Source organism: Aeromonas sp. sia0103, from assembly GCF_963895295.1.
GTDB lineage: Bacteria > Pseudomonadota > Gammaproteobacteria > Enterobacterales > Aeromonadaceae > Aeromonas > Aeromonas encheleia.
In genome coordinates this window covers 439,941-452,016 of record NZ_CAWQKG010000011.1, presented here as the reverse complement: position 1 = coordinate 452,016, position 12,076 = coordinate 439,941, and the positions used below count along the sequence as shown (strand labels likewise).

General features: G+C 64.3%; 10 protein-coding genes. 5 read left to right on the top strand and 5 right to left on the bottom strand.

Features of this window, described 5'->3' with window-relative positions:
- The first annotated feature begins 114 nt into the window (after positions 1-114).
- Both AACW18_RS04840 and asnS read left to right on the top strand, forming a co-directional pair.
- Positions 115-930 carry a HAMP domain-containing protein gene (locus AACW18_RS04840; protein WP_218387972.1) on the top strand — a complete coding sequence of 272 codons (816 nt, stop codon included), beginning with the start codon at positions 115-117 and terminating at the stop codon, positions 928-930.
- A 314-nt stretch (positions 931-1,244) separates the two neighbouring features.
- A complete protein-coding gene (gene asnS / locus AACW18_RS04835; protein ID WP_042651320.1) occupies positions 1,245-2,645 on the top strand; it encodes an asparagine--tRNA ligase in 1,401 nt (466 codons plus the stop codon).
- 76 nt (positions 2,646-2,721) lie between these two features.
- Here asnS and AACW18_RS04830 read toward each other — a convergent pair whose 3' ends face one another.
- The 3 genes from AACW18_RS04830 to AACW18_RS04820 all read right to left on the bottom strand — a co-directional run bounded on the left by AACW18_RS04830 (position 2,722) and on the right by AACW18_RS04820 (position 5,906).
- Positions 2,722-3,726 (bottom strand): NADP-dependent oxidoreductase, encoded by a 1,005-nt coding sequence (locus AACW18_RS04830; RefSeq protein ID WP_256351760.1) that lies wholly within the window; start codon positions 3,724-3,726, stop codon positions 2,722-2,724.
- 173 nt (positions 3,727-3,899) lie between these two features.
- Positions 3,900-4,697 (bottom strand): SDR family NAD(P)-dependent oxidoreductase, encoded by a 798-nt coding sequence (locus AACW18_RS04825; RefSeq protein ID WP_218387971.1) that lies wholly within the window; start codon positions 4,695-4,697, stop codon positions 3,900-3,902.
- Between the two features lie 117 nt (positions 4,698-4,814).
- Entirely contained in the window at positions 4,815-5,906 is a 1,092-nt protein-coding gene (locus tag AACW18_RS04820; RefSeq protein WP_218387970.1) for an alkene reductase, read from the bottom strand.
- Between the two features lie 234 nt (positions 5,907-6,140).
- On the opposite strand from AACW18_RS04820, the gene AACW18_RS04815 reads away from it, so the two are divergent.
- The 3 genes from AACW18_RS04815 (at position 6,141) to AACW18_RS04805 (ending at position 9,279) form a co-directional block, all read left to right on the top strand.
- Positions 6,141-6,749, top strand: coding sequence for a TetR/AcrR family transcriptional regulator (locus AACW18_RS04815; RefSeq protein ID WP_218387969.1), 609 nt, complete (start codon positions 6,141-6,143; stop codon positions 6,747-6,749).
- A 348-nt stretch (positions 6,750-7,097) separates the two neighbouring features.
- Positions 7,098-8,441 (top strand): anaerobic C4-dicarboxylate transporter, encoded by a 1,344-nt coding sequence (locus tag AACW18_RS04810; RefSeq protein ID WP_042651319.1) that lies wholly within the window; start codon positions 7,098-7,100, stop codon positions 8,439-8,441.
- A 163-nt stretch (positions 8,442-8,604) separates the two neighbouring features.
- Positions 8,605-9,279 (top strand): adenine nucleotide alpha hydrolase, encoded by a 675-nt coding sequence (locus tag AACW18_RS04805; protein WP_218387968.1) that lies wholly within the window; start codon positions 8,605-8,607, stop codon positions 9,277-9,279.
- A gap of 38 nt (positions 9,280-9,317) precedes the next feature.
- On the opposite strand, the gene AACW18_RS04800 is transcribed toward AACW18_RS04805, so the two are convergent.
- On the bottom strand, positions 9,318-10,457 hold the full coding sequence (locus tag AACW18_RS04800; protein WP_218387967.1) for a M20 family metallopeptidase: 1,140 nt from the start codon (positions 10,455-10,457) through the stop codon (positions 9,318-9,320).
- Between the two features lie 87 nt (positions 10,458-10,544).
- Complete coding sequence (gene dcuC / locus AACW18_RS04795) at positions 10,545-11,921, bottom strand: C4-dicarboxylate transporter DcuC (protein WP_218387966.1); 1,377 nt, start codon at positions 11,919-11,921, stop codon at positions 10,545-10,547.
- Positions 11,922-12,076: the final 155 nt, after the last annotated feature.

Sequence of the window (12,076 nt, the reverse complement as noted above, 5' to 3'; positions counted from 1 at the left end):
TCGATCGGACGGGGTCTTTTGAATCTTTTTCATCAGAATGTGAGCAACTCATCAAAAACCTGCGCACGAGAAGGGTAGACTGCGCGGGTTTTACCCAACAGATGTACCGTTCCCATGCGCCTCTCCATCGCTGCCAAAATCAATTTCTTCCTGCTGTTCATCTTCTCCATGGTGCTGGTGTTCTCCGCCGCCTATCAGGCGGTGCGCGAGCGTGACCTCATCCTCTCCCTCATCAAGGAGCAGAGCCACGAGCAGACCGAGGCATATTTCGACAGCCTCAACATGCTGATGCTGACCGGCAAGATGGACGCCCGCGATACCCTGCGCCACAAGTTCATGGAGCACGCCCACGTGGAGGATGCCCGCATAGTGCGCGGGGCGCCGGTCAACAAGCAGTACGGGCCAGGCCGCGAGAGTGAGGCTCCCAAGGACAGGTTCGATGCGCTGGCGCTGGCGGGCAAGGGCAGCCTGGAGGTGGTGCACGACAACATGCACAGCCGGCTGGTGGTGACCCGCCCGCTGCTGGCGAAGAAAGATTTTCGCGGCACCGACTGCACCAGCTGCCATCAGGTGCCGGAGAATACCGTGCTGGGGGCGGTGCGATTCGACTACTCCCTCGACAGCCTGTTCACCCGGGTCGAGCAGAACATCCTCACCTCGGCGCTCAGCCTCACCGTCATCTTCGGGCTGGGCCTGCTGCTGACCCTCTGGGCCATCCGCACCTGGATAGTGCGCCCGCTCAACCAGCTGACCCGCTCCATGGAGGAGGCGACCGATCTGCATGAGTTCGGTCATCGGCTGGAAGGGGATGAGGGGGACGAGATAGGCCGGGTCGCGCTGGCCTACAACCAGATGCTCGACAGCGTGGAGCGCCAGCTCGGCAAGCGCCCGGTGCCCCATCCGGAGCAGGACGAGCAGAAGCGCGGCTAGTCCGCGTACCGGCCCGGCAGCTTGGCTATCTAATAAGGAGCGGCACCATGAGGCCGCCCCGACAGAGGATCCGACAGCCCTGTCACCCCATCCGCCCCCTGCCTGCGCGCCTGCACTCTCCACCCCCAGCCAGATGGCCCCATCCGGCCTTCACCCTGCCGAAAAGCCCGCAAACGCCAGACATTTTTGCTTGTTTATCAAACCCGCGCGGGTAAGATTGACGGCTTAGTCTGCCAGGGTGGGCCATTCATGCCCGGGCCAGACCCCTAGTGTTGCAAATAGCGCTGCAAGAACAAGCTGGAGACAATATTTCGATGACGCACGCATCCGTAGTAGATGTGCTGACCGGTAAGTATGCGGTTGGCACCACCCAGACAGTCAAAGGGTGGATCCGGACCCGCCGCGATTCCAAGGCGGGGATCTCATTTTTGGCCATATCCGATGGTTCCGGTTTCCATCCGGTACAGGCCGTCGTTCCCAATACCCTGGCCAATTACGAGGATGAAGTGCTGCGTCTGACCACCGCCTGCTCCGTGGAAGTGACCGGTGTGGTGGTGGCTTCCCAGGGCAGCGGCCAGGCCTTCGAGCTACAAGCCTCCGAGGTCAAGGTAGTGGGCTGGGTCGAAGATCCGGACACCTACCCCATGTCCGCCAAGCGTCACAGCATCGAGTTCCTGCGTGAGCAGGCTCACCTGCGCGCCCGTACCAACGTGGTCGGCGCCGTGACCCGGGTACGCAACTGCCTGGCCCAGGCCATTCACCGCTTCTTCCACGAAGAAGGCTACCTGTGGATCGCCGCCCCGCTCATCACCGCCTCCGACACCGAAGGCGCCGGCGAGATGTTCCGCGTCTCCACCCTGGATCTGGAAAACCTGCCGCGCACCCCGGCCGGCAAGGTCGACTACGACAAGGACTTCTTCGGCAAGGAGACCTTCCTGACCGTCTCCGGTCAGCTCAACGTCGAGACCTATGCCTGCGCCCTGTCCAAGGTCTACACCTTCGGCCCGACCTTCCGCGCCGAAAACTCCAACACCAGCCGCCACCTGGCCGAGTTCTGGATGGTGGAGCCGGAAGTAGCCTTCGCCGATCTGGAAGATAACGCCGCCCTGGCCGAAGCCATGCTGAAGTACGTCTTCAACGCCGTCCTGGCCGAGCGCCGCGACGATCTGGAGTTCTTCGCCCAGCACGTCGACAAGGATGCCATCGGCCGCCTCGAGCGCTTCGTCGCCTCCGACTTCGCCCAGATCGACTACACCGATGCCATCGAAGTGCTGAAAAACTGCGGCAAGACCTTCGAGTTCCCGGTCTCCTGGGGCATCGATCTCTCCTCCGAGCACGAGCGCTACCTGGCCGAGGAGCACTTCAAGTCCCCTGTGGTGGTGAAGAACTACCCGAAAGACATCAAGGCCTTCTACATGCGCCTCAACGACGACGGCAAGACCGTCGCCGCCATGGACGTGCTGGCCCCGGGGATCGGCGAGATCATCGGTGGTGCCCAGCGTGAGGAACGCCTCGAGGTGCTCGATCAGCGCATGGCCGAGATGGGCCTGAACAAGGAAGACTACTGGTGGTATCGCGACCTGCGTCGCTACGGCACAGTGCCCCACTCCGGTTTCGGCCTCGGCTTCGAGCGCCTGGTGGTCTATGTGACCGGCATGGGCAACGTCCGCGACGTCATCCCCTTCCCGCGCACCCCTCGCACCGCCGAGTTCTAATCGCGGACAGCACACGAATCGCAAAAAGCCGACCCTTGGGTCGGCTTTTTTGTTCTTTGCTGTCGCCCTGCGTCTGTCACGCCAGGCTGACCACCACCTTGCCCTTTGCGCGACCGGTCGCCAGATAGGCGAGCGCCTCGTCAATCTGTTCAAACGGAAAGACTTTGTCGATCACGGGCCTGAGCTTGCCCCCGTCGAGCAGCGCGGCAATCCGGGTCAGCTGGGCACCATCCGGGCGCACGAACATCATGCCGTAGGTGACACCCCGTCGCCGGGCAAGACGGTGGATCTTCCAGCTCATCAGGCCAAACAGGGCGGTCATGATGACATTCATGTTTCTCGCCCGCGCAAAGGCCGCATCCGGCGGGCCGACCAGCGACAGGAGCCGCCCCCCCGGCCGGAGGATCGACAGTGACCGCTCGATCGCGTCTCCCCGCAAGGTCCCCAGCACCAGATCGTACCCCTGCAATAGCGCATCGAACTCCTGCCGTCTGTAGTCGACCGCCACCTCGGCCCCCAACCGCCCTACCCACTCGACGTTCGCCGTGCTGGTGGTGGTCGCGACGAAGGCCCCCAGGTGCCTGGCAAGCTGGATAGCAAAGGAGCCTATGCCGCCGGAACCCGCGGGAATGAACACCCTCTGGCCCGGCGCGAGTGGGGCCTGCTCGGTGAAGGCCTGCCAGGCCGTCAGCGCCACCATGGGAATGGACGCCGCCTGAACGAAGTCGAGGCTGGCCGGTTTGAGGGCCGCCGCGTGTTCGGGCACCACAACCCATTGCGCCAGGGCGCCGCGCCCCAGATCGAAGAGGCTGGCATAGACGGCATCCCCCGGCCTAAACCGCGTCACCCGGCTGCCGACCTCCACCACCACACCGGCCAGATCGCTGCCGAGCACGGCGGGCAGCTCAAACTTGAGCAGGGGTTTGAAAGTGCCTCGCGGGATCATGTTGTCGATGGGATTGAGGCCGACGGCATGCACCTTGACCAGGATCTCGTCCGGCTCCATGGTCGGGTGAGGCAGTTCCGCGAACCCGGGTCGTGCCGAGCGACCATAGTGTTTGAACACAAAGGCTTTCATCATCTTGTTACCAGAAAGCATGAGGTGACCGAGCCAGGCAAACCGCCCTGTCCCACACAGGGCAGCGGCACAGGTCAGGCACGCCTCATCGCGAGGATAAAAGAGGCGGTCTGGAGAGAGAATTGCGGGTTGGGCGTGGCGCCGTCCCCAGCAGACCGCCGGTCTTGTTGCCGGGATCAGCGGCCCTGAGGCGCAACCTGATAACGTTCGGCGGCATGGGCCTGCCGAAGGCCGGAGAGCAGCGCCTTGCGCGCGCCATCGAGCTCATCCCAGCGACTGGCCTCATGTAGCGGCGGTATGGTGACCACTTCCCGGCGATCGAAACCGACCAGGGCCGCGTCCACCAGCTCCTCCACCGCCATCAACTCCGGCAAGCTGTCGGGATCGATGCCGGAGCGTGCCCAGATCTCGGTGCGCGTGCCAGCGGGCAGCACCGCCTGCACATAGACCCCGGCGGGAGCGAGCTCCAGGCTCATCCCCTGGGAGAGGAACAGCACGAAGGCCTTGGTCGCGCCATAGAGCGTCATGCCAAATTCGGGCGCGAGCCCGACCACGGAGCCAATGTTCACGATGCTCCCCTCCCCGGCTTGCACCAGCCGTGGGGCTATGGCGGCCGCCAGGCGAGCCAGTGCCGTGGTGTTCAGGGTCACCAGTTGCTCGACGCTGCCGGCGGTCTGGGCGAGGAAGTGGCCCACCTGACCCGCCCCTGCGTTGTTGATCAGGATGCCGATGCTGGCATCGCCTTGCAGCCGGGCCTCCACGGCGGCCAGCTCCCGGGATTGGGTGAGGTCGGCGGGCAGGATGTCGACGGCGACGCCGTACGCCTGGCGCAGGCGGCCGGCCAGCGCCGTCAGCCGCGCCTCGTCGCGGGCGACGAGCACCAGATCGTGGCCGCGCCGGGCGAAGCGGTCCGCATAGGTGGCGCCAATGCCACTGGAGGCGCCGGTGATAAGCACTCTGGGTTTAATGGTCATGATGTCATTCTCTCTGTGATCGTTTTGAACTGGGCTGGATACAGTGCCAGGCACTCAACGGCCGATAGCGCTGTGTCGACAGGGGGACCTGCTATGACGCCCCCTGCCGACGTACGTTTACTCGCCGGCACCCGCCAGGGCCGGGTAATCGATGTAGCCCTCGGCGCCGCCGCCATAGAGGGTCTCGGGTTTCAATGCGGCGAGCGGGGCGCCCTGCTGCAGGCGCTCGACCAGATCCGGATTGCTGATAAAGGGGCGGCCGAAGGCAAACAGGTCCGCCTTGCCCTGGGCCAGAGCACTGCTGGCCAGCGTCAGGTCATAGCCGTTATTGGCCAGATAGCTTTGCTTGAAGCGCCGGCGCAGGGAGGCGAAGTCGAAAGGGGCGACATCCCGGGGGCCACCTGTGGCGCCCTCTATCACGTGCAGGTAGACGACCCCCAGCGCGCTGAGCCGCTCGACAAGATAGTCGTACTGCGGCTGGGGATCGCTGCAGGAGATGCCATTGGCCGGAGAGACGGGGGAGATCCGGACCCCGGTGCGATCGGCCCCGATCTCCTCGGCCACGGCGGCGGTGACCTCGAGCAGCAGCCGCGCGCGGTTCTCGATGGAGCCGCCATAGCCGTCGGTACGCAGGTTGGCCCCATCCTTGAGGAACTGCTCCAGCAGATAGCCGTTGGCACCGTGGATCTCGACCCCGTCGAAGCCAGCCGCCATGGCGTTGGCAGCCGCCTGACGAAAATCGTCGATGATGCCGGGGAGCTCCTCCAGCGCCAATGCCCGGGGCATAGACACCTCGACGAAGTCATTGTTGACGAAGGTCTTGGTCTGGGCCCGAAGGGCCGAGGGGGCCACCGGCGCCACCCCATCGAGTTGCAGCGCGACGTGGGAGACGCGGCCGACGTGCCACAGCTGCACGAAGATCCGGCCTCCCCTGGCATGCACCGCATCGGTCACCTTGCGCCACCCCGCAATCTGCGCCGCCGTGTATAGGCCGGGAGTGTCCTGGTAGCCTTGCGCCTGGGCCGAGACCTGGGTCGCCTCGGCGATCAGCAGACCCGCCGTGGCCCGCTGGCTGTAATAGGTGGCGGCATGCTCGCTCGGGACCAGGCCGGGGCCGGCACGGTTGCGGGTGAGTGGCGCCATCACGATGCGGTTGGCGAGGGTGATGGGGCCAAGGGTATAGGCCTCGAAGAGTCTCTTGTCTGTCATGGCGTGCCTCTGTCATGTGGAACATGGGTCTGGGGAGGAAGGTAGTCCGTATCCCGACATAGCGCCGCCATGATCAGGGGCTGCAAGCGTCAATCGAGTGTCACGGCGCTCAACCCCTTCCCGGGGTCTGCGCATTAAAGATGACGATCATAATCTTTTCAGTCAAGGATTTTGATGATGACCAACATCAATGTATAGTGATCACCACTTCCATGATTCAGAGGACGACCGGGTATGAGGGTCACCAAGGCACAGGCTCAGGCAAACCGGGCACACATAGTCGCCACCGCAGCCAAGCTGTTTCGCGAGCGGGGTTACGATGGCGTGGGAGTGGCGGATCTGATGGCGGCGGCCGGCTTCACTCACGGCGGTTTCTACAAGCACTTCCCCGCCAAGGCGGATCTGATGGCAGAGGCCGCGACCTGCGGGTTTGAACAGAGCCTGGAGAAAACCAGTCCCCTCGATGCCCCCGAGTTTGTCAGGCACTACCTGTCCAGAGAGCACCGCGATGCCCCTGGGGATGGCTGCATCATGGCCGCACTGTGCGCCGATGCGGCGCGGCAGCCGGCCCAGGTCAAGACCGCCTTCGAGGCCGGTATCGAAGAGATGCTGGCCCGCACCTGTGGCCTGAGCGACACGCCGGATGCGCAGGGCACCCGGGCCCGTCGCGCCAAGGAGATAGCGCTGATGGCACAGATGATAGGGGCCATAATGCTGTCACGGGCCTGCCCGGATGAGTCGCCACTGGCCGATGAGATCCTGGATGCCTGCAGCGCAGCCCTCTTGTCCCGGCTCTCCTCATCCGAAGAGGCGGCCACCGCCGAGTCAAACCAGGACACTTGAGCCGACCAGCCGGACTCATTGCCAGGCTCGCAGGCCAGCCCCAGCCTGTGACGCCCCTTCATCGTCCCCTGCCGACTCCTGACAGGGGCGACCCCTGCATCTCATCCTGATCCTCGAATAAATCCCCCCCTCTTCCCCTGCCTGCCACGCTCCCGAACGCCCCTGTTCAAGGGCATATCCATAGTTTTTATGCACTTAAATCGGAAAAGGGTCTGTTATTGAACCACCTCAATTTTTTACCTCTTTAGGGAGGGCAGAATACCCACTAACCCCTTAGGGCTAAATAACAACGCGAATGGCGGACCCAGGGTCCGACGCAGAGATGGATTAATCACACGAGGTAATGGAATGATCTTGATGGAGTTTTTTGTGGTACTCGGCTGCTTGCTGCTGGGTACCCGCTTTGGGGGCATGGGACTGGGTCTCATCAGCGGCATAGGTCTGTTCCTGCTGACCTTCGTGTTCGGGCTGACCCCGGGTGAGCCACCGGTGCAGGTGATGCTGACCATACTGGCGGTGATCGGCTGCGCCGCCACCCTGCAGACCGCGGGCGGCCTCAACCTGATGATGCAGATTGCCGAGCGCCTGCTGCGCCGTCACCCGCAATACATCACCATTCTGGCACCGCTCACCACCTGGACCCTCACCTTCCTGTGCGGTACCGGCCACGTGGTCTACACCATGTTCCCCATCATCGCCGACATAGCGCTGCAGAAGAACATCCGTCCCGAGCGGCCGATGGCGGTGGCGTCCGTCGCCTCCCAGATGGCCATCTGTGCCTCCCCGGTCTCGGTGGCCGTGGTCTCCATGGTCTCCATCCTGGCGGCCGGTCACGGCATAGGTCAGGCCTACGGTCTGCTGGACATCCTGATGATCGCCATCCCCTCCTCCCTGACCGGCGTGATCATGGCGGCCCTGTGGAGCCTGCGTCGCGGCAAGGATCTGGACCAGGACCAGGAGTTCCAGGCCAAGATCAAGGATCCTGAGCAACGCGCCTTCATCTATGGTGGCGGCGAGACCCTGCTCAACACCAAGTTCCCGAAAGAAGCCTACTGGTCGACCTGGATCTTCTTCGCCGCCATCGCCGCCGTGGTGGTGCTGGGGGCCAACGAAGGGCTGAGACCCGTGTTCGAGATCAAGGGCAAGGCTGGCCCGCTCTCCATGAACCTGGTGATCCAGATGATGATGCTGATCGCCGGCGCCATCATACTGATGCGCTGCAAGGTCAAGCCGGGTGACATCTCCAACGGTGCGGTGTTCAAGGCCGGCATGGTCGCCATCTTCTCCGTGTTCGGGGTCGCCTGGATGAGTGAGACCTTCTTCCAGGCTCACATGCCGCTGCTCAAGGAGTCGCTGGCCCACGTGGTACAGGCCCAACCCTGGACCTACGCCCTGGTGCTGTTCCTCATCTCCAAGCTGGTGAACAGCCAGGCCGCCGCCCTGACCGCCATCGCCCCCATGGGCCTGGCGCTGGGGGTGGAGCCGAAGCTGCTGATCGCCTTCCTGCCGGCCAGCTACGGCTACTTCGTGCTGCCGACCTACCCGAGCGATCTGGCCTGCATCGGCTTCGACCGCTCCGGCACCACCCGCATCGGCAAGTTCATCATCAACCACAGCTTCATCATTCCGGGGCTGATCGGGGTCAGCAGCTCCTGCGCCCTGGGGTATGTGCTGACCACCATCTTGCTGTAATACCAACGGCGTTCGACACGCTCTTGCCTGACAGGCCCCCGCATGGGGGCCTGTTCTTTTCTCCCTCCTCCTCTCTCCCGCGGCGATTTCCCGCCGCTGCGGCTTTGCCAAGGGCTCGCCAGCTGGGTAGCATGTCCCCTCTTTCACCATTGGAATCAAACCCATGTCTCGCGTCATCGCACTCTGGAGTGGCGGCAAAGATGCCATGCTGGCGCTCTGCCATGCCCGTGAGCAGGGGCATCAGGTGGTCGCGCTGGTGACCTTTGCCCCACCCGAGCCCCGCTTTCTGGCCCACCCGCTGGCCCTGGTGCGCCGTCAGGCACAGGCTCTCGGTCTGCCCCACCGACTGGTCACCATAGAGGCGCCCTTCGAGCAGGGCTATGAGACGGCGCTGGCCCGGCTACGACAGGAGTGGGCCCTCGATGGGGTGGTGACCGGCGACATCGACAGCGTGGGGGGCGCCAGCAACTGGATCCGCGAACGCTGCCGCCCGCTCGGGTTGACCGTGCACACCCCGCTCTGGCAGCAATCCCGCGCGGCGCTGCTGGCCGGCATGCTGGCGCGCGGCATAGTCGCCCACCTCTCCTGCGTCGATACCCGCACCCTGGCACCCGACTGGGTGGGCCGTTCGTTGAACGCAGCCAGCCTGGCCGAGCTGAAGGCGCTGGCCGACGCCCAGGGCTTCGATCTCTGCGGCGAGCAGGGGGAGTATCACAGCATGGTGACCGACGGCCCCGGCTTCGCGGCCCCCTTGCGGCTGGCAGGCTGGCGGGTGGCGCACCAGGATCATCTGGCCTATCTGGTCGAAGAGGAGCCATTGCCCGCAGAGCGGCCATAAAAAACGGGAGGCACTGGCCTCCCGTTCCGATCCCACGCCTAGTTCGCCAGCCGGCTCAGCACCCGCTGCAGCAGCCGAATGCGCGGCTCTATGCTGTCGAGCAGCAGGAATTCGGCCTCGGAGTGGAAGCCGCCCCCCATGGGGCCGAAGCCATCCAGCGACGGTACCCCGGCGGCGGCGGTGAAGTTGGCGTCCGAGCCGCCCCCCGCCTCCAGCCAGTTGAAGGCAATGCCCTCCTCCTGCGCCGCCGACTCCACCAGCGCCATCAGGGCCTCGGTGTCGCCACTCGGGCGCATCGCCGGCTTGAAGCTCTGGCGATCCACCTCGACCCGGCAACCGGCCAGGAAGGGGTTGTTGGCCATGAAGCCGAGCCTGTCGTGCACCGCGGCGGCCTCCTCGTTGCTCCAGAAGCGCAAGTCGACGATCGCCTCGGCGAAGTCAGGCACCACGTTGACGCCTGTGCCGCCCTGCACCACCCCCACGTTCATGGTGGTGCCTGTCTCCATGTTGACCTGCTCGTTGATGGCCAGCACCCAATTAGCGAGCTCGGTGATGGCAGAGATCCCCTCGGCCAGGGCGGAACCCGCGTGGGAGGCCTTGCCGTGGAAGCGGATGCGGTACTTGGCATTGCCCTTGCGGGCGCTGATGAGATCCCCGCTCGGGCGGGCCGCCTCGGCCACCAGCACGCAGCCGCTCTGCTTGGCCTTGGCTACCAGCCAATCCCTGGACCAGGGGGAGCCAATCTCCTCGTCGCAGTTACAGCAGACCAGCACCTTGAGTTTGGCCAGCAGCGCCGGATCCATCCCCTTCAAGGCATACCAGGTGGAGAGCAGGCCGCTCTTCATGTCGGAGACGCCGGGGCCGAAGGCCTGATTGCCTTCGACTTTCAGCGGGCGTTTGGCCGCCGTCCCCTCCGGGAACACGGTATCCATGTGGCCGATCAGCATCACATCGTAGCGATCGGCGCCCGGCGCATTGGTGATCTCGAGGCAGGGACCGCACTCGGCGGCAAACTGGTGGCGGCTCACCTGCCAGCCGATGGCTTCATACTTTTCGGTCATGATGTCGGCCACCGTCGCCACCCCGGCCGGAGTGCGGGTGCCGCAGTCCAGGTTGATGAGCGGGGCCAGCTCGGCCAGGTAGGTCTCGAGGGAAAATGGAGTCTTCAGGTCAGTCATCATCTTCTCCATGCCAGCCTTGCCACCCTTGGTGCAGGCCGGTCAGCAACAGGATTAGAGCGGGCAGCCAGGCCGCCCGCTCCGCCATCACATAAACAGCAGGTAGTTGAGCGCCAGCGCCGTCACCAGCGCCCCCGCCATGGGCACGCTGGTGCGCTTGACCACCACGAAGGGGGAGACCCTGGCGATGCCGGCACAGGCGATCAGCACGGCGGCGATGGGGGACACCGAGCGCCCTATGCTGGAGGCCAGCTGCATCGGCAGCAGCATGGTGACCGCGGGGACCCCGAACTTGGCCGCCACCGCAGGCGCCAGGGTGGAGAAGCTGAGGAAGGCCGCGTTGCCGGAGCCCATGATGACCGCCGCCACCATGATGAGCCCCACCATCACCAGGGTCATCAGCCCGCTGCCGATGCCCGCGTTGGCGGCGGAGTGCAGCAGGGTGTCGATGGCCCCTATGGCCTTGAGGGACTCGGCGAACAGCTCGGCGCAGACGATCAGCGCCACCACCGGGCCGAACACCTTGCCCATGCCGTCGAGGAAGCTCGACAGCCCGGCCATGGCGGTACGCGCCGAGCGGCTACGCAGCAGCTCACACAGCATACCGATGAACACCGACAGCAGCATGGCCACCTCGACGCTCATCTTGATGTCGTCCACCAGCAGCTTGGAGAAGGTCATCATCAGCACGAAGGGGATGATGGGCAGCAGGGCATACCAGGTCGGCGCCTTCAGCTCCTCCTTCCCCTGCTCGTCCAGCTCGGCATGATCGCCTCTGTGCAGGGCCGGATCCCAGCCATCCTGCCGATCGCAATGCCGCTGCCAGAAGAAGTGCAGCACCATGGTCACCAGCAGCATGGGGGCCACCAGCCAGATCTGGTAGTCGACGAAGTAGCTGGTCGGATCCAGGCCGGACTGACCGGCGGAGAAGATGGCGTTGGTCTGGGTCGGGCCTATCTCGAACGCCTGGGAGGTGGCGATCACCCCGCAGGCGGAGGCCGGGCTGATGCCGAGGTTGCGCATCACGGGGTACATAGTGACCATCAGCAACAGGCCGAGGCCGGTGGCCGAGGTGACGAACAGCGACACGAAGACCGCCACCAGATAGCAGATCGCCAGCATCAGGTAGCTGGACTGGATGCCCGCCACCGGCTTGACCGCCACCCGCACCAGCGCCTGGGAGGCGCCGATGTGGGACATGTAGGTGGCAAAGCCCGCCACCGCCATGATGGTGAGGCCGAGCCCCGCCGCCCGGTAGGAGAAGATCCCCTTGAACACCTCGAACAGGTCGAACAGCGCGAACCCCGTGCTCTTGTCCGCGGGCAGTATGGGGTGCAGCCCCAGCCAGTACGCCAGGGTGAAGAGGGTCATCCCCGCCAGGGCCAGTACCGCCTGTGGGTTGTAATCCTTGACGATGCCGTAGACCACGGCCGCCAGCACAAGCAAGACGAATATGAGTTCCAAAATGCGCTCCTGATAGGATTATCGAAGTGCGAAATCTAGTGGCGATGTCCCGTCTTCCCCTTGATCCCCATCAATAAAGATGATTTGAACGCTCATTCACAGCACGAAACTCCATATAAATCACAAAAAGCAGCCTTTAAATCCAAATAAAAACC

What these genes read in the sequence shown, in the direction of transcription:
- AACW18_RS04800 (WP_218387967.1), bottom strand. Translation starts at nt 10,457, where the DNA reads ATGACTGACCTGAAGACTCCATTTTCCCTCGAGACCTACCTGGCCGAG.
- asnS (WP_042651320.1), top strand. Translation starts at nt 1,245, where the DNA reads ATGACGCACGCATCCGTAGTAGATGTGCTGACCGGTAAGTATGCGGTT.
- AACW18_RS04815 (WP_218387969.1), top strand. Translation starts at nt 6,141, where the DNA reads ATGAGGGTCACCAAGGCACAGGCTCAGGCAAACCGGGCACACATAGTC.
- AACW18_RS04805 (WP_218387968.1), top strand. Translation starts at nt 8,605, where the DNA reads ATGTCTCGCGTCATCGCACTCTGGAGTGGCGGCAAAGATGCCATGCTG.
- AACW18_RS04820 (WP_218387970.1), bottom strand. Translation starts at nt 5,906, where the DNA reads ATGACAGACAAGAGACTCTTCGAGGCCTATACCCTTGGCCCCATCACC.
- AACW18_RS04810 (WP_042651319.1), top strand. Translation starts at nt 7,098, where the DNA reads ATGATCTTGATGGAGTTTTTTGTGGTACTCGGCTGCTTGCTGCTGGGT.
- AACW18_RS04840 (WP_218387972.1), top strand. Translation starts at nt 115, where the DNA reads ATGCGCCTCTCCATCGCTGCCAAAATCAATTTCTTCCTGCTGTTCATC.
- AACW18_RS04825 (WP_218387971.1), bottom strand. Translation starts at nt 4,697, where the DNA reads ATGACCATTAAACCCAGAGTGCTTATCACCGGCGCCTCCAGTGGCATT.
- AACW18_RS04830 (WP_256351760.1), bottom strand. Translation starts at nt 3,726, where the DNA reads ATGATGAAAGCCTTTGTGTTCAAACACTATGGTCGCTCGGCACGACCC.